General features: G+C 70.0%; 24 protein-coding genes. 17 read left to right on the forward strand and 7 right to left on the reverse strand.

Annotated features, from left to right (window positions below; all coding sequences use genetic code 11):
- Window positions 1-60 precede the first annotated feature (60 nt).
- The 3 genes from ACWGKJ_RS15435 to ACWGKJ_RS15445 form a co-directional block, all read right to left on the reverse strand.
- The gene (locus ACWGKJ_RS15435; RefSeq protein ID WP_385030892.1) at window positions 61-1,095 is read right to left on the reverse strand and encodes an SRPBCC family protein; all 1,035 of its coding nucleotides are present in this window, start codon (window positions 1,093-1,095) and stop codon (window positions 61-63) included.
- Between the two features lie 5 nt (window positions 1,096-1,100).
- A complete protein-coding gene (locus tag ACWGKJ_RS15440) occupies window positions 1,101-1,868 on the reverse strand; it encodes a histone protein (RefSeq protein WP_385030895.1) in 768 nt (255 codons plus the stop codon).
- Window positions 1,869-2,036: 168 nt separating this feature from the next.
- Window positions 2,037-2,483, reverse strand: coding sequence for an Asp23/Gls24 family envelope stress response protein (locus ACWGKJ_RS15445; protein WP_385030898.1), 447 nt, complete (start codon window positions 2,481-2,483; stop codon window positions 2,037-2,039).
- A 260-nt stretch (window positions 2,484-2,743) separates the two neighbouring features.
- Between ACWGKJ_RS15445 and ACWGKJ_RS15450 the strand changes: the two genes are divergently transcribed.
- The 9 genes from ACWGKJ_RS15450 (at window position 2,744) to ACWGKJ_RS15490 (ending at window position 7,884) form a co-directional block, all read left to right on the forward strand.
- Window positions 2,744-3,073, forward strand: coding sequence for a gas vesicle protein GvpO (locus ACWGKJ_RS15450; RefSeq protein WP_385030901.1), 330 nt, complete (start codon window positions 2,744-2,746; stop codon window positions 3,071-3,073).
- Window positions 3,074-3,102: 29 nt separating this feature from the next.
- Window positions 3,103-3,549 (forward strand): gas vesicle protein GvpJ, encoded by a 447-nt coding sequence (gene gvpJ / locus ACWGKJ_RS15455; RefSeq protein WP_385030979.1) that lies wholly within the window; start codon window positions 3,103-3,105, stop codon window positions 3,547-3,549.
- Window positions 3,550-3,552: 3 nt separating this feature from the next.
- Window positions 3,553-4,311, forward strand: a complete 759-nt coding sequence (locus tag ACWGKJ_RS15460) for a GvpL/GvpF family gas vesicle protein (protein ID WP_385030903.1) — start codon at window positions 3,553-3,555, stop codon at window positions 4,309-4,311.
- Window position 4,312: 1 nt separating this feature from the next.
- Window positions 4,313-4,585: a gas vesicle protein GvpG gene (locus ACWGKJ_RS15465; protein ID WP_385030906.1), complete on the forward strand. Its 273-nt coding sequence runs from the start codon at window positions 4,313-4,315 to the stop codon at window positions 4,583-4,585.
- 58 nt (window positions 4,586-4,643) lie between these two features.
- Entirely contained in the window at window positions 4,644-4,997 is a 354-nt protein-coding gene (locus ACWGKJ_RS15470) for a gas vesicle protein (protein ID WP_385030908.1), read from the forward strand.
- The gene (locus tag ACWGKJ_RS15475) at window positions 4,994-5,878 is read left to right on the forward strand and encodes a GvpL/GvpF family gas vesicle protein (protein WP_453315747.1); all 885 of its coding nucleotides are present in this window, start codon (window positions 4,994-4,996) and stop codon (window positions 5,876-5,878) included. Before ACWGKJ_RS15470 ends, ACWGKJ_RS15475 begins: the two co-directional genes overlap by 4 nt.
- The gene (locus ACWGKJ_RS15480; RefSeq protein ID WP_385030914.1) at window positions 5,862-6,092 is read left to right on the forward strand and encodes a gas vesicle protein; all 231 of its coding nucleotides are present in this window, start codon (window positions 5,862-5,864) and stop codon (window positions 6,090-6,092) included. The genes ACWGKJ_RS15475 and ACWGKJ_RS15480 overlap by 17 nt, the downstream gene beginning before the upstream one ends.
- Entirely contained in the window at window positions 6,089-6,373 is a 285-nt protein-coding gene (locus tag ACWGKJ_RS15485; RefSeq protein ID WP_385030917.1) for a gas vesicle protein K, read from the forward strand. Before ACWGKJ_RS15480 ends, ACWGKJ_RS15485 begins: the two co-directional genes overlap by 4 nt.
- A gap of 143 nt (window positions 6,374-6,516) precedes the next feature.
- Window positions 6,517-7,884, forward strand: a complete 1,368-nt coding sequence (locus tag ACWGKJ_RS15490; RefSeq protein WP_385030920.1) for an FAD-binding oxidoreductase — start codon at window positions 6,517-6,519, stop codon at window positions 7,882-7,884.
- Between the two features lie 82 nt (window positions 7,885-7,966).
- On the opposite strand, the gene ACWGKJ_RS15495 is transcribed toward ACWGKJ_RS15490, so the two are convergent.
- Window positions 7,967-8,443, reverse strand: a complete 477-nt coding sequence (locus ACWGKJ_RS15495; protein ID WP_385030923.1) for an SsgA family sporulation/cell division regulator — start codon at window positions 8,441-8,443, stop codon at window positions 7,967-7,969.
- A gap of 210 nt (window positions 8,444-8,653) precedes the next feature.
- Here ACWGKJ_RS15495 and ACWGKJ_RS15500 point away from each other — a divergent pair, with 210 nt between their 5' ends.
- Window positions 8,654-10,243 carry an RDD family protein gene (locus ACWGKJ_RS15500; protein ID WP_385030926.1) on the forward strand — a complete coding sequence of 530 codons (1,590 nt, stop codon included), beginning with the start codon at window positions 8,654-8,656 and terminating at the stop codon, window positions 10,241-10,243.
- A gap of 64 nt (window positions 10,244-10,307) precedes the next feature.
- A complete protein-coding gene (locus tag ACWGKJ_RS15505) occupies window positions 10,308-11,027 on the forward strand; it encodes an RDD family protein (protein WP_385030929.1) in 720 nt (239 codons plus the stop codon).
- A 91-nt stretch (window positions 11,028-11,118) separates the two neighbouring features.
- On the opposite strand, the gene ACWGKJ_RS15510 is transcribed toward ACWGKJ_RS15505, so the two are convergent.
- A complete protein-coding gene (locus ACWGKJ_RS15510) occupies window positions 11,119-11,439 on the reverse strand; it encodes a hypothetical protein (protein ID WP_385030932.1) in 321 nt (106 codons plus the stop codon).
- Between the two features lie 388 nt (window positions 11,440-11,827).
- On the opposite strand from ACWGKJ_RS15510, the gene ACWGKJ_RS15515 reads away from it, so the two are divergent.
- Window positions 11,828-14,242, forward strand: coding sequence for an immune inhibitor A domain-containing protein (locus ACWGKJ_RS15515; protein WP_385030935.1), 2,415 nt, complete (start codon window positions 11,828-11,830; stop codon window positions 14,240-14,242).
- 123 nt (window positions 14,243-14,365) lie between these two features.
- On the forward strand, window positions 14,366-14,671 hold the full coding sequence (locus ACWGKJ_RS15520; RefSeq protein ID WP_385030938.1) for a hypothetical protein: 306 nt from the start codon (window positions 14,366-14,368) through the stop codon (window positions 14,669-14,671).
- A gap of 111 nt (window positions 14,672-14,782) precedes the next feature.
- On the opposite strand, the gene ACWGKJ_RS15525 is transcribed toward ACWGKJ_RS15520, so the two are convergent.
- Both ACWGKJ_RS15525 and ACWGKJ_RS15530 read right to left on the reverse strand, forming a co-directional pair.
- Window positions 14,783-15,370, reverse strand: a complete 588-nt coding sequence (locus ACWGKJ_RS15525) for an isochorismatase family protein (RefSeq protein WP_385030941.1) — start codon at window positions 15,368-15,370, stop codon at window positions 14,783-14,785.
- A gap of 198 nt (window positions 15,371-15,568) precedes the next feature.
- Complete coding sequence (locus ACWGKJ_RS15530; protein ID WP_385030944.1) at window positions 15,569-16,897, reverse strand: nicotinate phosphoribosyltransferase; 1,329 nt, start codon at window positions 16,895-16,897, stop codon at window positions 15,569-15,571.
- A 165-nt stretch (window positions 16,898-17,062) separates the two neighbouring features.
- Here ACWGKJ_RS15530 and clpS point away from each other — a divergent pair, with 165 nt between their 5' ends.
- The 4 genes from clpS (at window position 17,063) to ACWGKJ_RS15550 (ending at window position 20,409) form a co-directional block, all read left to right on the forward strand.
- Window positions 17,063-17,377: an ATP-dependent Clp protease adapter ClpS gene (gene clpS / locus ACWGKJ_RS15535; RefSeq protein WP_385030947.1), complete on the forward strand. Its 315-nt coding sequence runs from the start codon at window positions 17,063-17,065 to the stop codon at window positions 17,375-17,377.
- Window positions 17,377-18,033: a DUF2017 domain-containing protein gene (locus ACWGKJ_RS15540; RefSeq protein WP_385030950.1), complete on the forward strand. Its 657-nt coding sequence runs from the start codon at window positions 17,377-17,379 to the stop codon at window positions 18,031-18,033. The genes clpS and ACWGKJ_RS15540 overlap by 1 nt, the downstream gene beginning before the upstream one ends.
- 379 nt (window positions 18,034-18,412) lie before the next feature.
- Window positions 18,413-19,846, forward strand: coding sequence for an amino acid permease (locus ACWGKJ_RS15545; protein ID WP_385030953.1), 1,434 nt, complete (start codon window positions 18,413-18,415; stop codon window positions 19,844-19,846).
- 146 nt (window positions 19,847-19,992) lie between these two features.
- Window positions 19,993-20,409, forward strand: coding sequence for a Mov34/MPN/PAD-1 family protein (locus ACWGKJ_RS15550; RefSeq protein WP_385030956.1), 417 nt, complete (start codon window positions 19,993-19,995; stop codon window positions 20,407-20,409).
- Window positions 20,410-20,556: the final 147 nt, after the last annotated feature.

Below are 20,556 nucleotides of genomic sequence, written 5' to 3' on the forward strand. Positions count from 1 at the left end.
GGGGGGGCGGGGGGGGGGGGGGCGCGGGCCCCGGGCGCCGCCCCCCGCCCACCTGCCGCATCAACGTTCGTCCTCGTCTTCTCCTTCTTCCTCGTCCTCGTACTCGTCTTCTTCGCCTTCTTCGCCCTCCTCGCCTTCGCCCTCCTCGCCTTCGCCCTCCTCGCCTTCGTCTTCCTCGTCCTCGCCCTCTCCGTCCTCGTACTCCTCGTCCTCCTCCTCCTCGTCGGCGTCCTCGTCTTCGTTGTCGTTCTGGTCGTCGTCCTGCTCGTCGTCCTCAAGGCCCTCTTCGTGGCTGCGGACGACCTCGCCCTCGCGGATCTCCCCGCGCCAGCCCTCGACCTCGTCGTCGTCCCCGGTCAGGGTCACGTAGCGCTGGAAGTGTTTGAGGTCCAGACGCAGCCTGCGCCCCTGGGCACGCCAGATGTTGCCCGTCTTCTCGAAGAAGCCGGCGGGCGTGTACTCGACGACGGCGACGATCCGGGTCAGGCTCGGGGCCAGTTCGTGGAAGGTGATGGCGCCGCGGGTGGTCCCCTTGGCGCCCTCGGAGGTCCAGACGATCCGGTCGTCGGGCACCTGCTCCTGCACCGTGGCCTTCCAACTGCGGTTGGAGAAAGCGACCTTGAGCTTCCAGTCGCTCTCGATCTCGTCCGACTGCTTCACCCCGGTGACGCCCTTGGTGAAGGAGCTGAACTCCTCGATCTCGGTCCATCGGTCATACACCGTGCGCAGCGGCTTTCCGACATCGATCATCTCGATGATGTTGGTGACCTTGGGAGTCCCGGCCTTACTGCTGCCGCCACCCCCGCCGAAGGCGTTCTTGACCGAGTCCACGGCCTTGTCCTTCACCGCGCCGGCCTTCTCGCTCGCGAATGCCTTGACGGGGTTCTCGCCGCCCATGACCCGTTTTCCGACGTCGAGGAGGCCCCCGCCCCCGTCGCCGGAATCGCCCAGGCCCTCCGCCAGATCCGAGAGCTTTCCGGTGGCGGAATCCATCAGCCGCTGCCCCTTGGCGCCGACATAGGCGGAAAACTCGTCCTTGACCTTGTCGAGGGCGGACTTGTCCTGGTCCGCGGATGCGTCCTCCTGTTTGGCCATGAGAGCTACCTCCTACGGCTGTTGCGGCTCGACGTCTTCTTGGCGGCAGCCTTCTTCGATGCCGTCTTCCTGGCCGCGGGGGCCGCGGTCTTCTTGGCCGCGGTCTTCTTGGCGGCGGTCTTCTTCGCCGGTGCCTTCTTGGCCGGCTTCTTCCCAGGAGGCTTCTTCTCGGCGGACTTCTTCCCGTCGGGCGCGGACGCGCTCTTCCTGGCGGGTGCTTTTTCGGCCGGGGGCCGCTTCGCGGGACGACTACGGTGCGGCGGCTCTTCTTCCTCCCCGCCCTCTTCCTCCGCGTCCTCCTGCTCCGCGTCCTCTTCCTCCCCGCCCTCTTCTTCTGCCTCGTCCCCCTCGCCGTTCTCGTCCTTCTCGTCGTCCTCCTCGTCCTCGCCGTCCCCCTCGTCCTCGTCCTCGCCCCCGCCCTCGTCCTCCGGAGGCTCTTCCCCGTCCTCGTCGCCCGGTGGTTCGCTGAGGGCGCTGGTCCGTTGCTGGAGTGCTCCGGCCAGGGATTCGAGGCGGCGGTTGGCCGTCGCCGACAGGGCGGTGCGGCCCGCGTTCAGCACTTCACTGCGGGCTTGTTCGATGAGGGGTGCGACCTGCGGGTTCTCCGCCAGCTTGCGGACACAGAAGCCCACGAGTTCGCGTGGATTCAGCGGCAACTGCTGGCCGGCCACCAGGGAGGCGGCACCGAGGGCCAGCTTTCCCTTCTTCGTCCGGCCCAGGACATATCCGGCCGCCACGGCCGCGGCGAGAGAAACCTTCGTGCTGTTTTCCATGAGTGCCTCTCAGAGCGAGAGAGAAGCGGTCCGGGCAGGCCCCGGCAGGGCCGGGCGCCTGACTCCTTCACCGCCATGGGCTCCCCGGTGCACGGGCCTTCTCAGGGTTCGCAGCCGCAGCCCAGTGCCGCCCCTGGAGCCACGAGAAGGTCCGGACCGTCATCGGGGTCATCGGACGCGGGCGCTGCGGCCGCTGTCCTCGTCGTCCTCGTCCTCGTCGTCGTCCCCGGCCAGATGGACGTCGGACACCTTGATGTTGATCTCGACGACTTCCAGTCCGGTCATCGTCTCCACCGCGTCCGTCACCCGGTTGCGTATCTCCTTCGCCGCGTCCGAGATGGGTTCGCCGTACTCCACGATGACTTCCAGGTCGATCGCGGCCTGTGTCTCGCCGACCTCGACCTTGACCCCCCGGCTGGGCGAGGGAGCCCCGGACACCCGGTCGCGAACCGACCCGAGGGCCCGTGAAGCGGCGCCGCCCACGGCGTAGATCCCGTCGGTCTCGCGTACGGCGATACCGGCGATGGTCGCGACGACCGTGTCGGCGATGGTGGTGGTGCCTCGCGTTCCGCCACCGCTCTCGGTGGTGCTGCCGGTGCTTTCGATGCTGGCCATCGGAGATCCTCCAGTACGAAGAAGGCTGTGTCGGCGAGCGGCACCGGATGCTTCAGCGACGGGCGCACCCGGCTGATCCACGCATCGCGGCGCGCATCTCTCCTTCCAATGTCCTCCCGCCACCGGGAAGCCGCCATTCGCGTGGTTTCCGGTCGGCCGCTGCGGGCGGAATGCGCTGCTCGGGGCGGGTGCGGCGCAGCCGCTCACCGTTCGGCTCACCCGGAGTGCGGGACCGCCGGAGCGTCAACAGAATGACGAACATGTCAGAGCAGCGAACCCGGGAGGCCAAGACCTCCTCTCGCACGTCCGCCCCTGCCGCGGACGGGAAGAAGCGCGTCAGGGGAGCGGAGGACGCTGCCGAACGCGCTTGCGAAAGCCTGAACCGACTGATCAATCACCACACCGAAGGCGTCTCCGCTGTGTCACGGACCGACAAGGGCTGGCAGGTCGACGTGGATGTGCTGGAGCTCTCGCGCATCCCCGACACGACCAGCCTTCTCGCGACGTACGCGGTGGATCTGGACGAGGGCGGATCCCTGGTGCAGTACCACCGGGTCCGTCGCTACCGCCGTGGTCAGGCGGACACATGAGCGCCCACCGCCCACCCGGAGAGACGGTCATCCCCTTGAGCACATACAGCGAGGAGGTCGTCCGCGTCCCGCGGGCCGGCACTCTTTACGACGTCCTGGAACTCATCCTCGACCGCGGCATGGTCATCGACATCTTCGTGCGTGTCTCGCTGGTCGGCATCGAGATCCTGAAGATCGACGCACGGATCGTGGTCGCCAGCGTCGACACCTATCTGCGCTTCGCCGAGGCGTGCAACCGGCTCGACCTGGAGCACGACGCGACCAGCAGGACCGTCCCCGAGCTCTTCGGCGGCGGCATGGCCAAGAGCGCAGGGAAGGCCGGCGCGAAGAAGGCCGCGCACTCCGTGGGCGACAAGGTGAAGAAGGCCGTCGGAGCCGGCGACGACGACGACGATGACGACGACGGGGAGGACCGCCCGCGCCGGCGCAAGGCCCATTCCAGCAGCGGACGCACCCGCCGTCACGAGGAGAGCTGACCGATGTCCGCATCAGCACCGGCATCAGCGCCGGGCATCTATGTGTACGGCGTGGTGGGCGGCGCCCACCCGCTGCCCTCGGGCGCCAGCGGCGTCGGCGACCCGCCCGCCGAGGTCCGGCTGCTGCCGGCCGGGGACCTCGCCGTCGTGGTCAGCGGGACGTACCCGGGGCTCAGGGCCCGGCGCCGCGATCTCCTGGCCCACCAGGAGCTGCTGCTGACCCTGGCCGCGGGCGGGCCGGTACTGCCGATGCGCTTCGGGGTGGTCGCACCGGACGAGGCCACGGTCCTCGCCGATGTCATGGCACGGCGCGGCGAGCACACCGCCGTACTGCAACGCCTCGACGAGCGCGTCGAGATGAACGTGAAGATCACGCCGGTGCAGGACTGTCTGGAGGCGCTGCTCCGGGAGGACCCCGTGGTCCGGCAGGTCCGCGAGGAGACCCGCCGGCACCCCGGTTACGAAGCCAGCATCCGGCTGGGCGAGGCCGTGGCGGCGGGTCTCCGGCGCAGAGCCGCGGTGGCGGCGGCCCGGCTGCCGGTCGAGTTCGCGGAGATCGCCGACGAGATGCGTCCGGGTCCGGAGGTCGACGGCTGTGTCCTGAACGCCTCGTTCCTCGTACCGCGGGCCAAGGAGACGCTCTTCCGCGAGGTCGCCGAGCGGTTCGCGGCGGCCCACCCGGACCGGCTGGAGCTCCGGCTGACCGGGCCGCTGCCCTGCTACAGCTTCGTCGGCGCCGAACCCGCCCCGGCCAGGGGCTGACATGGGTCTGCTCTCGGGCGTCCTGCTCCTGCCGCTGGCGCCGGTACGCGGCGTGGTCTGGATCTCCGACCGGCTGGTGGACGCCGCGGAGCAGGAACTGCACGACCCCGGGGTGATCCGCGCCCGGCTCGCCGCGCTCAACCGGTCCCTGGACGACGGTGAGATCGGCCTGGCGCAGTTCGAACGCGAGGAGGAGCGGCTCCTCGACCTCCTCGACCGGAGGCCGGCGGCGCCGGCGCGGAGTGTCCACGGACCACCGGGAGCGCGGAGATGAACGAGACCGCAGGGCCAGCACGGAGACGGCCGAGAACAGAGGGAGCAGAGGGAACACCGTGACGGATGTGGACAGTTGGGACTCACCGCCCGAGACCCATGCGCCCTCGACGGCCAATCTGGCCGAGATCCTCGAACGGGTCCTGGACAAGGGCATCGTCATCGCAGGCGACATCAAGATCGACCTGCTCGACATCGAGCTGCTGACCATCCGGCTGCGGCTGTTCATCTCGTCCGTCGAGACAGCGCGGAAGGCCGGCATCGACTGGTGGGAGACGGACCCGGCACTCTCATCCCGCGCCGCGCAGAACGCCCTGACCGAGGAGAACAAACTGCTCCGCGAACGCCTCGACGCACTGGAGGGCGACAGCGCGGGCGAGTCCGGGAGGCCGAGGGAAGTGCGCCGCCGATGACTCCCACCCCGGTTCCCCCCTCGCACCTGCCGCCCGGCCCGGCCGACGACAGCGGCGCCCCGGTCACCTACGTCTTCGCGGTCTGCGGGCCGGACCGTCCCGCGAGCCTCGGCCCCGCCCCCGGACACACCGGGGGCGGGCCCCTGCGCTTCCTGCCCTTCGGCCCGTTGCGGGCCGTGGTCCAGGACGTACCGGCGTACGCCTTCTCGGAGGCCGCCCTGCGCGAGCGGCTCACCGACCCCGCCGAGCTCGAACACTGCGCACGCGCCCACCACGACGTCGTCACCGCGGCCGCCGCCGGAGGCCCCACGGTGCCGCTCCCGCTGGCCACGCTCTACCTCGGGGACGAGCGTGCCACCGCCGCTCTCGACGCCGGCCGGGAGCGCTTCCGTACGGCGCTCGACCGCATCGCGGGACGCGTCGAATGGGCCGTCAAGGTCTACCTGGCGCAGCCCCGCCCCGGGGCCGGGCCGACCGCGCCCGCCGGGCCGACGCCCGCGGGGCCGCCCGCGGACCCGGCCCCCGGGCAGGAGCGCGAGACCGGCCGCGCCTATCTGAACCGGCTGCGCGGCGCCCGGCAGCAGCGGGAACTGCGCCAGGAGAGCGCAATGTCCGCGGCCGAACAGGTGGACAGCGCGGTACGGGAGCTGGCGGTGGGTTCGGTACGGCGCAGGCCGCACGGCCCCGAGGCCACCGGCCGGGGCCGCACCCAGATCATGAACGCCGCCTATCTGCTCGCCGAGGAGCGAAGCGGTCAACTGGCGCGCACCATCGGGCGGTTGCGTACCGCCACGGGCCTCGACGGCATCGAGATCGAGGTCTCGGGCCCGTGGGCCCCCTACTCGTTCACCGACGGAGGCGTTCATGCCGGGCACCCGTAACCCCGTCCCCTGGCAGGGCCCGGAGGCCGCGGCCCCCATCGGCGTCCCGCTGGTCGACCTGCTCGACCGGGTGCTCGGCACCGGCGTCGTCATCAGCGGCGACCTGGTGATCGCCATCGCCGAGGTCCCGCTGGTCAGGCTCTCGCTGCACGCACTGCTGGCGTCCGTCAGCGAACGGGTCCCCGCACCCTGGGCCGACGGGGGACCACTGTGAGCGACGCCCGGATCGACATCGACCCCGAGAGCGCGGGCCGCGACCTGGCCTCGCTCGTCCTGACCGTGGTCGAACTGCTGCGGCAGCTGGTCGAGCGCCAGGCGCTCCGCCGGTTCGACAGCGGCGAGCTCACCGAGGAGCAGGAGGAACGGGTGGGCACCACCCTGATGCTCCTGGACGAACGGATGACGGAACTCTGCACCCACCACGGGCTGCGCCGCGAGGACCTCAACCTGGACCTCGGCCCGCTCGGCACCCTGCTCTCCCACGAACCCCGCTGACCGGGCTCTCCCGCCGGTGTCGCTGACGGCCGCACGCCCCCGCCCCGGGTCCTCCCGCTCTTCCAGGCGGGCGAGCAGGGCCACATACCCCGCCTGGGGCCCACCCCTTCCCAGCCGGGCGCCCCCGGTGCCAGGCTGGGATCATGAATGATCTGCTCGAACGCCTGCGTACCGGGCTCCCGGCCGAAGCCCTGATCAGCGACCCGGACGTGATGGCTTCGTACGCCAGGGACACCGCCGGTTTCTGCGACGCCGGGGCGCCCGCCGCCGTCGTCCTGCCGCGCACCACCGAGCAGGTCCAGCACGTCATGCGGACGGCGACGGCCCTCCGTACACCTGTCGTCCCGCAGGGCGCCCGCACCGGTCTCTCCGGCGCCGCCAACGCCGTCGACGGCTGTATCGTCCTCTCCCTCACCAAGATGGACCGGATCCTGGAGATCAGCCCCGTCGACCGGATCGCCGTCGTCGAGCCGGGCGTCGTCAACGCGGTGCTCTCCCGGGCCGCGGCCGACCAGGGGCTGTACTACCCGCCGGATCCCTCCAGCTGGGAGACCTGCACCATCGGCGGGAACATCGGCACGGCGGCGGGCGGCCTGTGCTGTGTGAAGTACGGGGTGACCGCCGAGTACGTACTCGGCCTTGAGGTGGTACTCGCCGACGGACGGCTGCTGACGACCGGCCGCCGCACCGCCAAGGGCGTCGCCGGATACGACCTGACCCGGCTCTTCGTCGGCTCCGAAGGCAGCCTCGGGATCGTCGTGAAGGCCGTGGTCGCGCTGAAGCCGGCCCCGCCGCGCCAGCTCGCCCTGGCCGCCGAGTTCTCGTCGGCCGCGGCCGCCTGCGACGCGGTCTGCCGGATCATGGAGCGCGGTCACACACCCTCACTCCTCGAACTCATGGACCGTACGACCATCAGGGCCGTCAACGCGATGGCGCAGATGGGCCTCCCCGAGACCACCGAGGCCCTGCTGCTCGCCGCGTTCGACAGCGCCGACCCCGAGGCCGATCTGGCGGCGGTCGGTGAACTCTGCGCGGCGGCAGGCGCCACCGAGATCGTCCCCGCCGACGACGAGGCCGAGTCGGAGCTGCTCCTCCAGGCGCGCAGGCTCTCGCTGACCGCGCTGGAGACCGTCAAGTCCGCGACGATGATCGACGATGTCTGCGTACCGCGTTCGAAGCTCGGTGCGATGCTCGAAGGCACCGCGGTCATCGCCGAGAAGCACGATCTGACCATCGGTGTCTGCGCCCACGCCGGAGACGGCAACACCCACCCCGTCGTCTGCTTCGACCACGACGACGCCGACGAGTCGCGGCGGGCGCGCGAGTCCTTCGACGAGATCATGGCGCTCGGCCTCGAACTGGGGGGCACGATCACCGGCGAACACGGCGTGGGCGTACTCAAGAAGGAGTGGCTGGCGCGCGAACTGGGGCCGGTGGGTGTCGAGATGCAGCGCGGTGTCAAGGCGGCCTTCGACCCGCTCGGGCTGCTCAACCCGGGCAAACTGTTCTGAGCCCCGGCCCCGGTGTGATCTCCGGCCCCGGTGTGTCCTCCGGCCCGGCGCGTCCGAACCCCGGCCCCGGCGCGCCCCGCGGTCACCGGCCGTCTTCGTCGGACTCGTCCGAGGGCCACGGGTCGCACATCCACAGATCGTCGGCGGGCAGCGGGGTGAGCAGCTCCGCCAGGCCGTCGTCGATCGCCAGATGGGTGCTCTCGGAGCCGGGCGGCACGGCCCGCAGGGTCCGCTCCAACCAGGCGGAGACCTGGGCGGTCGGGGCTTCGAGCAGGGCGTTCCCGTCGGGTGAGGAGAGCGCGATACAGACCACGCTCTTCGCGTTCACCTTGGTGGGCCAGATCCGTACGTCGCCGTGGCCGCACGGCCTGAACACCCCCTCGACCATCAGCTCACGGGCGAACGACCAGTTCACCGGCGTGTCCGATGAGATGTGGAAACTGACGTGCACGGCGTAGGGGTCCCCCGTGCTGTAGGAAAGCCGGGCAGGGACAGGGATGCTTCGCTCGGGCGACAGCACCAGCTTGAGCTCCAGTTCACGTTCCACCACGGTGTGCATGGCGTGCGCTTCCTCTCCTCGTACGTACGCCCAACGGCGGGCCGTACAGGGTGAGAGCACCCTGCCCGGCATTCATTACGCGGGTTTCGAGGATGATTTGGCGATGACCGGAAAGTGGTCGATGCGACAGGACCGGTCCGTGGGCCCACGGCGGTCTGATAGATGTGGAGCCTTGAATTGCGGCTCTCAAGGAGATACGGGACCACGGTGATGAGCGCCCCAACCCCGGCAACCGGCGACGGCAGCCCCACCCCTGGCTATTACCCAGATCCATCGATTCCCGGATATGTGCGGTACTGGAACGGTGCTTCGTGGGTGCCGGGTACGAGCCGTCCGGCCCCCGCCGACGGCGACCAGCCCATGCCGGTACCGCCAGGCGGCACGGCATCAGCTCCCGCCGCACCGCTGCCCGCCGTGCACAGACCGTCCGGCGCGTCCGACGCCTCCGATGTTCCGCAGGCCGAACAGACCGGGCCGGTCTTCTTCGACGAGGAGCCGGAGTACGGCGGTCCGCAGGAACCGGCGTCCGCCTGGCAGGCCGACGCCTCCCGCCAGGGCGGCTTCGGCGGCGACCGCGACCGCCGGGTCTCCTGGGGCGGCCCCGACCCGCGCACTCCGGCCGAGGCACCGGCCAGGCCCGGTGGCCCCGAGCAGCAGCCCGGCGGCACCGCGCAGCCCGGGAGCGCCACGCACTCCGGCGGCACCGCGCAGCCCGCGGGCCCGTCCGAGCCCGGCCGGCCGGTGCCGGAGCCGCGCCGCGCCGAGCTGCCCGCCGGACAGGAGGCGTCCCGGCCCGCACTCCCCAGGGGCCGCCAGGACCCGCCGTCGGACACGGTGACCCTGCGGGCGCTGCGCCCGGGGGACGGATCGCGGGGCGGTCCCGGAAGCGGCCCCGCCGACGGCGCGAGCGCCGGGGCGGGTGGGCGTACGGGTGGCGGAGCGGCCCGTACGAACAGGACGGACGGCACCCTGTCGATCCGCGCCGTGTCCCCGAAGTCCCAGCCGCCGCAACAGCCCGTGCAGCAACAGCCCCAGCCGCAGCCGCAGTTCCAGCAGCCGCCCCACCTCCCGCAGCAGGGCCTGCCGTCGGCCCAGGCCGTTCCGACGCAGACCCCGCAGCCGCAGCCCCCGCAGCTCCAGTCCCCGCCGGTCCAGGCCCAGCCGTATCCGGAAGCGGGCAGTCCGCAGGCCCCCTCCTGGCCGCAGCAGGTGCAGCAGCTCGCCCGCTCCGGCGAAGGGGCCGACCAGGAGCGGCTGCCGCCCTGGAAGCCTCCGGTCGAGGACCCGTTCCAGGCGGCGGCCCGCGCGCAGGCCGCCGCCCGTCCGGCGGCCCTGGGCAGGCGGTTCGCTGCCCGGCTGATCGACACCGTGGTGCTGGGGGCGGTGGCCGGGGCCATCGCCGTACCGTTCCTGACGAAGGCCGCCGACCACATCAACAGCAAGATCGACGAGGCGAAGCTCTCCGGGACCACTGTCACGGTCTGGCTGCTCGACGGGACCACGGCCGGATATCTGGGCGCCGTCATCGGCGCGTTCCTCGTCCTGGGCCTGCTGTACGAGGCCCTGCCGACCGCCAAGTGGGGCCGTACCCTCGGCAAACGGCTCTGCCGGGTCCAGGTCCGCGACCTGGAGTCGTACGAGCCGCCGTCCTTCGGTGGCGCGGTCGTCCGCTGGCTGCTGTACGGGGTGCTGGGGCTGCTCGTGGTGGGCGTCGTCAACGTGATCTGGTGCCTCTTCGACCGGCCCTGGCGGCAGTGTCTGCACGACAAGGCCGCACGGACCTTCGTGGCGGCGGGCTGACGCGGCCTCACCCGTACGGCCCCGACCGGATGCGGGGCCCCGCCCGGCGCGGTCGACTCGGGAGATGAGTACCGATCAGCCGCCGCCCGGAGAGCCCCCCGAGGACGACCCGTTCCGCAAGAGGCCGCAGGACGACCAGCCGCCGCCCCCGCCCGGCGGCGGCAGCCCGTACGGATCGCCTCCGCCCCCGCCCGCCGGCGGCAGCGATCCGTACGGGGGCGGGGCGCCCCCGCCCCCGGGTGGTGGTGGCCCGTACGGCGGCGGGATGCCCCCGCCGTACGATCCGAACGCCTACGGCGGCGGCCGGGCCTACGGCGGTGACCAGCCGATCGCCGGGATGCCGCCCCTCGCGCCCAGCGGCAAGCGGGTGCTGGCCCGCATCATCGACATCGTGATCGTGGCCGTGGTGGTCTGGCTGATCTCACTGATCTTCGGCGGGCTGCGGTACAACACGGACCATATGAACTACGGCCGTTCGGTGGGCCAGAGCCTGATCGCGGCGGTTCTCTACATCGGCTACGACACGCTCATGACGGTCAAGCGCAACGGGCAGACCGTCGGCAAGGGGCTCTTCGGGCTGCGGACCGCCAACCTGAACGACGGCGCCGTCCCGACCTCCCAGGCGGCGTTCGTCAGGGCGGCCGTGCTGTGGCTGCCCGCGGTGTTCTGCTGCGCCTGTGTGTGGACCGCGATCTGCGGCGGCTGGAGCTTCTTCGACCGGCCGTACAAACAGGGGCTGCACGACAAGGCGGCGAAGACCGTGGTGGTGGTCACGACACCGTAGGCAGGGGGTCGGTCGGTAGCCGGCCGGTGGGCGGTCGTCCGGACCGGTAGTCCGTCGCCCGGCCGATCGGGCGGCCCTGGGGTTCAGCGGCTCAGCCGCGCAGTGAGTGGCCGCCGACCCGTTCGGCGGTGGCGGTCCGGCCGGTCGCCCGCGGTCCGGGCGGCGTGGCCGCGGAACCGGCAGCGGTGGCCCGGTCCGTACCGGACTCCGCGGCTCCGGCCCGGTCGGCCGGATGGGCCGTCCTCGGCATGGGCACGGTCACCGCGACCAGCAGACCGAGGACCAGCGCCGCCACGACGATGACCGCGACTCCGATGCCCGACGAGGTGCGCGAGAGCAGCAGCATCGCGAGGGTCGAGAAGACGACGGTGGCCGAACCATACAAGTACTGTGCGGCAGTCGGACGCGTCATGGCGATTTCCGTCCTAGGGACAGCGATGGGTGGTCGACTCGGCGGGGCGTGTCGGCGGATACGTCGAGCGCGACTCTAATCCGACGGATGCCCGAGCGGAACCATCAGTAAGCGTCGCCTAACCCACGGTGCCGGTGCACGGGGGGCGCACGGAGTCACGCCCCCACCGCACCGGCCGGGCCGACGCGCCTGTTGACCCTCCGTGAGGTTCACCGCAGAACGTAGGGCTCAGGTGTGCGGCTGCTGTGTGGACGCTGTGAGCCGTCCGGATACCGGAAACGGCGCTCTGCATAATGCAGTTGCTATGTTCAAGTCAAGATCTGTCTTTTCTCTTGCACCTCCGGTCGAATGTCGTCACTTGCGACGCGTTCGGGGAGGACAGCACCAAGTGAATATCAAGAGACGGGCAACGACCCGTGTGGCAGCCGTACTCGTGGCCATCGCCGCGACCACGGCCACCGCTTCGGCGTACGCCACCGCCCAGGCCGACACCAAGGCCCCCACGGGCAGCGCGGCATCGAAGAAGATCGACCGCCGCGACCCGGCGACGCAGCCCAAGGGCCAGAAGCACAATCTGGACGGGCCGTTCTCCAAGCAGCAGAACAAGGAACGCCAGTCGGCGCTGCAACAGGTCATATCCGGCCACAAGAAGGTGCAGTCGCACGGCGGTTCCCGGGTGGTGCGCCTCGACGACAAGAAGTACGTCGAGCTGGGCCGCGAGAAGACCGACAAGATATTCACGATCCTGGTGCAGTTCGGCGACACGGTCGACAACAGCACCATGTACGACCCGGACGGCCCCGACGGGCCCAAGCCGCCGGTGAAGAAGTACGGCGGCACACCGGGACCGGCGCACAACAAGATCGCCCAGCCGGACCGCAAGAAGGACAACAGCACGGCCTGGCAGGCGGACTACAACCGCCAGCACTTCCAGGACCTCTACTTCGGTACCGGCAAGGGCAAGGACTCGCTCAAGTCGTACTACGAGAAGACCTCGTCCGGCCGCTACTCCGTCGACGGCGAGGTCGCCGACTGGGTCACCGTCCCGTACAACGAGGCCCGTTACGGCTCCAACTACTGCGGATCCAGCATCTGCGCCAACGCCGGTGACCTGGTCCGCGACGGTGTCACCGCGTGGGCCAAGGCCCAGAAGGCGGCCGGGAAGACCGACGCGCAGATCAAGGCGACCCTGGCCGGTTACGACCAGTGGGACCGCTACGACTACGACGGCGACGGCAACTTCAACGAGCCCGACGGCTACATCGACCACTTCCAGATCGTGCACGCCGGCGAGGACGAGTCCGCCGGCGGCGGCGCGCAGGGCGCCGACGCGCTCTGGGCGCACCGCTCGTACGTCTACGGCACGGACACCGGCAAGACCGGCCCGGCCGGAAACAAGTCGGGCGGCGCCCCGATCGGCGACTCCGGTATCTGGGTCGGCGACTACACCATGCAGCCGGAGAACGGCGGCCTCGGTGTCTTCGCCCACGAGTACGCCCACGACCTGGGCCTGCCGGACGAGTACGACACCACCAACACAGCCGAGAACAGCGTCGGTTTCTGGTCGCTGATGTCGGCGGGCTCCTGGCTGAGCACCGGGAACAACGCCATCGGCAACAAGCCGGGTGACATGTCCGCGTGGGACAAGCTCCAGCTGGGCTGGCTGGACTACGACACGGCGAAGGCCGCGAAGAAGTCGACCCACAAGCTCGGTGTCTCGGAGTACAACACCAGGAACAAGCAGGCGCTCGTCGTCTCGCTGCCGGACAAGCCCGTCACCACGACCATCACCAAGCCGGCCGAGGGCTCCAAGCAGTGGTGGAGCGGGATGGGCGACGACCTCTCCAACACCCTGACCCGCCCGGTCGACCTGACCGGCAAGTCCAAGGCCACTCTTGACCTTTCGGGCTGGTGGGACATCGAGAAGGACTACGACTTCCTCTACACCGAGGTCTCGACGGACGGCGGCGCCAACTGGACCGCGATCGACGGAAAGGCGGACGGAGCGCAGATCCCGCGCGACGGCGGTGACAAGCCCGCGCTGACCGGTACGTCCGAGGCGTACAAGACCCTCTCCTACCCGCTGGACGCCTACGCGGGCAAGAAGATCGACCTCCGCTTCCGCTACTCGTCCGACGGCGGTGTCGCGGGCAAGGGCTTCGCGGCCGACAAGATCTCGGTGAACGCCGACGGCGCCCCGCTCTTCACGGACAACGCCGAGACGGACGACGCCGGTTGGACGGCGAAGGGCTTCTCGCGGATCGGTGAGTCCTTCACCAAGGACTACCCGCAGTACTACATCGCGGAGAACCGCCAGTACGTGTCGTACGACCAGACGCTGAAGACCGGCCCGTACAACTTCGGCTTCTCGAAGACCCGTCCGGACTGGGTGGAGTACTACCCGTACCAGCGCGGCCTGATGATCTGGCAGTGGGACACCTCGCAGCCCGACAACAACGTCAGCGCCCACCCCGGCCAGGGTCTGATCCTGCCGGTGGACTCGCACGCCAAGCCGATGAAGTGGGCGGACGGCTCGCTGATGCGGAACAAGGTCCAGCCCTTCGACGCGCCGTTCAGCTGGTTCCCGACGCCCGGCTTCACGCTGCACAACGCGGATGTCGCCAAGCGGGTCCTGCCGCAGCTCGGCCGGCCGGTTTTCGATGATCACCAGGGTACGTACTGGTACAAGGAGAACGAGACCGGAAGCGTGAAGGTAACTGACACCAACACCCGGATCTCGATCATCCAGCAGCCCGTGGATGGCTCGACGATCACGGTTCAGGTCGGCGCCTCGCACAGCTGAGTCACATCTTCGCAGGTCAGAGCATGATCGGCCGTCGCCCTCTAGCGGGCGGCGGCCGATCGTGTTTAGGTGCCTCTTGCACGGCTCTTATTGACACAACGTCTCACGGGGGAGATGAACGGTATGCCTGGTGGCGGATTCAGCAGACTTCCGAACGGCAGCGTGGTGGTCGCACTCACCCTGCCGAGCCCGGACCGGATGACCCATGTCCGGATCCTCGTCCATGCCCTGAACCGGGCCCGCGCCCTGACCCGGGTGCGGAATCTGGGGATGCGCGCGGTGTATCTGCGGGGTAACGCGCAGCCACCGACGCCGGACGAGATCACAGCCGTCCTGCACCATCCGGACGGGCTCCTGTGGCGCGCGGCGCCGCAGGAGGAGGCGGAGCTCTGGCATCCGATCAGAGCACTGCTCGGCGAGGGCGTCTGAGTCCGGACAGGACGTGACCTGTACAGGAGATGACCTGGACCGGACGTGATCTGGGCGGGCTGTGAGGCGGGACGTGACCTGGGCGGGCTGTGACGTGGACCGCAGCAGCCTTCAGGCAGCCATCGGCTTGCCGGTCAGCTCCACACCGGCCGCCCGCATCTCCTCCAGCGCCCGGTCCGTCGTCGCCCCGGACACGCCGGCCGTCAGGCCCAGCAGCACATGCGTGCCGAACCCGGCCCGCACCCCGTCGAGCGCCGTCGCCCGCACACAGTGGTCCGTGGCGATCCCGACCACGTCGACCGCCTCGATCTCGCGGGCCCGCAGCCAGTCGGCCAGCGGCACACCGTGCTCGTCCTGGCCTTCGAAGCCGCTGTACGCCGCCGCGTAGGCACCCTTGTCGAAGACGGCGCTGATGGCGCCGGACGCCACGGCGGGCGCGAAGTTCGGGTGGAAGCCCACTCCCTCCGTGCCGGCCACGCAGTGCGGCGGCCAGGAGTGGACGAAGTCCGGGTTCCGGGAGAAGTGGTTGCCCGGGTCCACATGGTGGTCACGGGTGGCCACCACATGCCGGTAACAGGCCGTGGACTGGCCGATCAGGTCGGTGACGGCGGCGGCGACATCGGCGCCGCCCGCGACCGCGAGGCTTCCGCCTTCGCAGAAGTCGTTCTGCACATCGACGACGATCAGGGCGCGGTGCATGGCGGAATCCTTGTCCTGGGGGAGAAGGGGGGTGGCGGAAGGAGGGCGTGCGCCGGAGCGGGAGGCGGTCCCGACAGCCGTTCCATTCCCGCTCACCTGCGGTTCATGCGTACGGGAGTGGTTCATCCGTACGGTCTGTGCGGTACGGGACGGGTCCGTGGTTACCGGGCGCGCCCGTGATTACCCCCGCACCGCGGATCAGACGTACTCGGTCGGGATGACCGGCTCGCCCCGGGACAGCTGGAACGCCGACATGGGCAGGGTGGCCCGGACGGCCAGATGGCGTTCACGCACCGCGTCCAGCGGCTCGCGCTCGACGACCTCGCCGCCCTTCACCAGCTCCACCAGGAGCTGCTGGTCCTGGAAGTCCGCGGGCACCTCGCCGGTGCCGATCACCTCGGCCTCGGCGATCCCGTCGGCGTCGGTCCTGCGCGCCGCCCACTTGCGTCCGCCGCGCGACGTCTTGGCGCCCAGCGACTTCTTCGCCACGGGCCGGAGCGGCGCCTGCGGGTCGGCCGACGTGGCGCGGGCCACCAGCTTGTAGACCATCGAGCAGGTGGGGTGCCCGCTGCCGGTGACGAGCTGGGTGCCGACCCCGTACGCGTCGACGGGCGCCGCGGCCAGTGAGGCGATGGCGTACTCGTCCAGGTCGGACGTGACCACGATCTTCGTCCCGGTGGCGCCCAGCGCGTCCAGCTGCTGGCGGACCTTGTGCGCGACGAGCAGCAGGTCCCCGGAGTCGATACGGACGGCGCCCAGCTGGGGCCCGGCCACATCGACGGCGGTACGGACCGCCTCGGCCACGTCGTACGTGTCGACCAGCAGGGTGGTGTCCCCGCCCAGCGAGGCGACCTGGGCGGTGAACGCCTGCCGCTCGTCGTCGTGGAGCAGCGTGAACGCGTGGGCGCTCGTGCCGACGGTGGGGATGCCGTACCGGAACCCGGCCGCCAGATCCGAGGTGGTGGAGAATCCGCCGACGTACGCGGCACGGGCCGATGCGACGGCCGCCAGCTCATGGGTGCGGCGGGCGCCCATCTCGATCAGCGGCCGGCCGCCGGCCGCCGCGTTCATCCGGGAGGCCGCCGCGGCGATGGCCGAGTCGTGGTTGAGGATCGAGAGGATCACGGTCTCCAGCAGGACGCACTCCGCGAAGGAGCCCTCGACCCGCAGCACCGGCGAGCCGGGGAAGTAGACCTCGCCCTCCGGATAGCCCCAGATGTCGCCGCCGAACCGGTAGGACGCGAGCCATTCGGCGGTGGGTCCGTCGACGATCTCCTGCTCGCGCAGGAAGCGGAGCTGGTCCTCGTCGAAGCGGAAGTTCTCCACGGCGTCCAGGACACGCCCGGTGCCCGCCACGACGCCGTAGCGGCGGCCCTCGGGCAGCCGCCGGGTGAAGACCTCGAAGACCGACCTGCGGTCGGCCGTGCCGGCCTTCAGGGCGGCCTGGAGCATCGTGAGCTCGTACTGGTCCGTGAAGAGCGCTGTCGACGGCACATGCACCGGCAGGCCAAGGTCCGCAACGTTCACAACGGTCAACCTCGCACTTTCGTCCGGGCCGGTCCGGCTCTGCCGGCCGGGTCTCCCGGGGCTGTTCCCCTCTCGATGGGGCGTACGAAGGATGCTACCCCCTATTTCGTCAGAGTGACGAGATCTAGGGACCGGTGTGTGCGCCGCCACTCCACGGGTGGCAGCATGGGAGGCGTGAGTGTCGCCCCCGTAGAGATCGAACGTCCCGAATCGGCCGAGGAGACCTTCGAGGTCCCCGAGCCCGATGTGCCCTGGGTGACGCTCGTCCACAACGACCCGGTCAATCTGATGAGCTATGTCGCCTACGTCTTCCAGAGCTACTTCGGCTACTCGAAGGACAAGGCCCACAAGCTGATGCTCGACGTGCACCAGAAGGGCCGGGCAGTGGTCTCCAGCGGCAGCCGTGAGGAAATGGAACGCGACGTGCAGGCGATGCATGGTTACGGCCTGTGGGCCACTCTCACCCAGGACCGCAACTGATGGCCGGACAGTTCGACGCGGTGCCGGGCGGCGGTGCGGCCGTCGCGCTCGACGAGGTCGAGATGTCCATCCTGCGCTCGCTCGCGGTCCAGCTCCTGGAGCTGGTCGGCCCCGGTGAGGAGCCGGTCGACGGGGAGGACCCGCTGGCCTCGCTCTTCGCCGAGGGTCCGAGCAAGCCGCCGGACGACCCGGCGCTCGCCCGCCTCTTCCCGGACGCGTACGGCGACGAGGAGCCCGACTTCTCGTCCGAGTTCCGCCGCTTCACCGAGAACGACCTGCGCACCCGCAAGCGCGAGGACGCGCTCGCCCTCGTACGGACGCTCGATGAGGCAGGGGCAGGGGCAGGGGCAGGGGCAGAGGCCGCGGGTGCGGCAGGCGGTGCGAAGGGCGCGGACGGTGACCGCGAGCGCGCCCTCCCCGACGGCACTGTGCTGGTCACGCTCTCGCCCGACGACTCGCGCCACTGGCTCGGCGCGCTCAACGACCTCCGGCTGACCATCGGCACCCGCCTCGAAGTCTCGGACGACGAGGAGGCCGAATCCGCCGACGGGGGGCTGTACCGGCTTCCGGACGACGATCCCCGCAAGCCGATGGTGATGGCCTACCTCTGGCTCGGCGCGCTGCAGGAAACGCTCGTCGAGACGCTGATGCCGTAACGGGTCCTGAGCCGTCCGCCCCCGTCGCCCCCCGGGGGCGCGGTCCACCCGGTCACCACCTGATTGTCCGCCTGACCGTCCGCTCAAAGGACGCTCAAATCCGGATAACGATGACGTCACCGTGGCGGAATGCTTTGCTCCGCCCGGTGCTTTTCGTCCGGTTCTTCCAGTGGCGTGAGTCACATTTTCCCGGGAGGATCTCTTTCCCGGCCGTGTTAAATCTTACGACCACCCGGGGTCACCACCCCCCGCCCCCGGGGCCGCCACGTCAGGCCGACCGCCGACAGCACTCCACCATCCGCGGGTTCTGCCCTCCAGGATCGTCACAGTCGATCCGAGCCTCGTCAGGCCGGATCGGCATGGAGAAAGGCGCAACACCATGACCTCAGTGCAGGTCGACCAGGAGCACGACGGCATTGCGGCCGAGGACGCCGGATCGGGCGAGGGATACAAGCGGGGCCTCGGGGCCCGCCAGATCCAGATGATCGCGATCGGCGGTGCCATCGGCACCGGCCTCTTCCTCGGCGCCGGCAAGGCCATATCCAAGGCCGGACCGAGCCTCATACTCGCCTACGCCATCGCCGGCCTGGTCATCTTCTTCATCATGCGGGCCCTGGGCGAACTGCTCATGTACCGCCCGGTCTCCGGCTCCTTCTCGGAGTACGCACGCGAGTTCATCGGCCCTTTCGCGGGCTATGTCACCGGCTGGACGTACTGGCTCTTCTGGGTCGTCACCGGCATCACCGAAGTCACCGCGGCCGCCACCTATATGACCTTCTGGTGGAACATTCCCCAGTGGCTCTCCGCGCTGGTCTTCACGTTCATCCTCTACGGCGTGAACCTGATATCCGTGAAGCTCTTCGGTGAGCTGGAGTTCTGGTTCTCGATGGTCAAGGTCACCGCGATCATCGGCATGATCCTCATCTGTGCCGGGATCCTCACCGTCGGCTTCTCGGACGCGGGCGACACCGCGAGCGTCGCCCACCTCTGGGACCAGGGCGGTTTCTTCCCCAAGGGGATCACCGGCACCCTGATGACCCTGCAGATCGTGATGTTCGCCTTCCTCGCCGTCGAGCTGGTCGGGGTCACCGCGGGGGAGTCCAAGGAGCCCAGGAAGGTTCTGCCCAAGGCCATCAACACCGTGCCCTGGCGTATCGCGGTCTTCTACATCGGCGCCCTGATCATGATTCTCTCGGTCGTCCCGTGGACCGAGTTCCACCCCGGAGTCAGCCCCTTCGTCGCCGCCTTCCAGAAGATGGGCCTGGGCGTCGGCGCGGGCATCGTCAACTTCGTCGTGCTGACCGCCGCCCTCTCCTCCTGCAACTCCGGCATGTACTCCACCGGCCGGATGCTGCGCGACCTGGCGCTCAACGGCCAGGGTCCGAAGGCGTTCACGTCCCTGACGAAGAGCGGCACCCCGCTCCTGGGCACCACCGTCTCCGCCGCACTGATGCTCGTCGGTGTCTGGATCAACTACCAGTGGCCGGGCCAGGCGTTCAACTACGTCGTCTCCTTCGCCACCATCTCCGGTATGTGGGCCTGGATCGTGATCCTCATCTGCCAGATCCGCTACCGCGCCAAGTCCGAGCGCGGCGAACTCCCGAAGTCCAGCTTCCGGGCACCCGGAGCCCCCTGGACCAGCTGGTTCTCGCTCGCCTTCATCGCCCTCGTCATCGTGATGATGGGCATCGACAAGGACACCCGGGTCTCGCTGTACGCGGCGCCCTTCTGGGCCCTGCTGCTCGGCGTCACCTATCTGGTGCTGCGGGCCCGCAACCCGCAGGGCGCGGCCTTCGCCAAGCGCGAGAGCTGACCGGAAACGGCCTTCTCGCCACCCTTTTCCCAGCATGTGGGCAGGCTCGTACCACACTCCGGTACGAGCCTGCCCACCCGTCGCCCACCGCCACCCTGCCTGACGCGTGCCCGCGGCCCCTTGGTCCTGCTGCTTATCCTGACGGCATGCTGACCCTTACCCAGGCCCTGTACGACCAGATCGTGGCGCACGCCCGCGCCGACCACCCCGACGAGGCATGCGGCATGGTCGCGGGCCCGGAGGGCTCCGGCCGCCCCGAGCGGTTCATCCCGATGCTGAACGCGGCCCGCTCGCCCACGTTCTACGAGTTCGACTCGGCCGACCTGCTCAAGCTCTACCGCGACCTGGACGACCGCGACGAGGAGCCGGTGATCGTCTACCACTCGCACACCGCGACTGAGGCGTACCCCTCCCGTACGGACATCACATACGCGAACGAGCCGGGCGCGCACTACGTCCTCGTCTCCACCGCCGACACGGACGGCGCCGGGCCCTTCCAGTTCCGCTCGTACCGCATCGCCGAAGGCGTGGTCACCGAGGAGGAAGTGACCGTCGTCCCCTGAGACCTGCCGGGTCCGGCGACACCTGCGGTCACTGCGTGAGGGCTTCTCAGCGCACAGCCGAGATCTCTGCAGCCGGAGGATTGACATGTCCTCACGGCAAGCCGTCGTATGAAGGCTCGTCGGGCCCGGAGACAGGTCAAGGAGCTT

This window comes from Streptomyces sp. NPDC054757 (assembly GCF_053612185.1).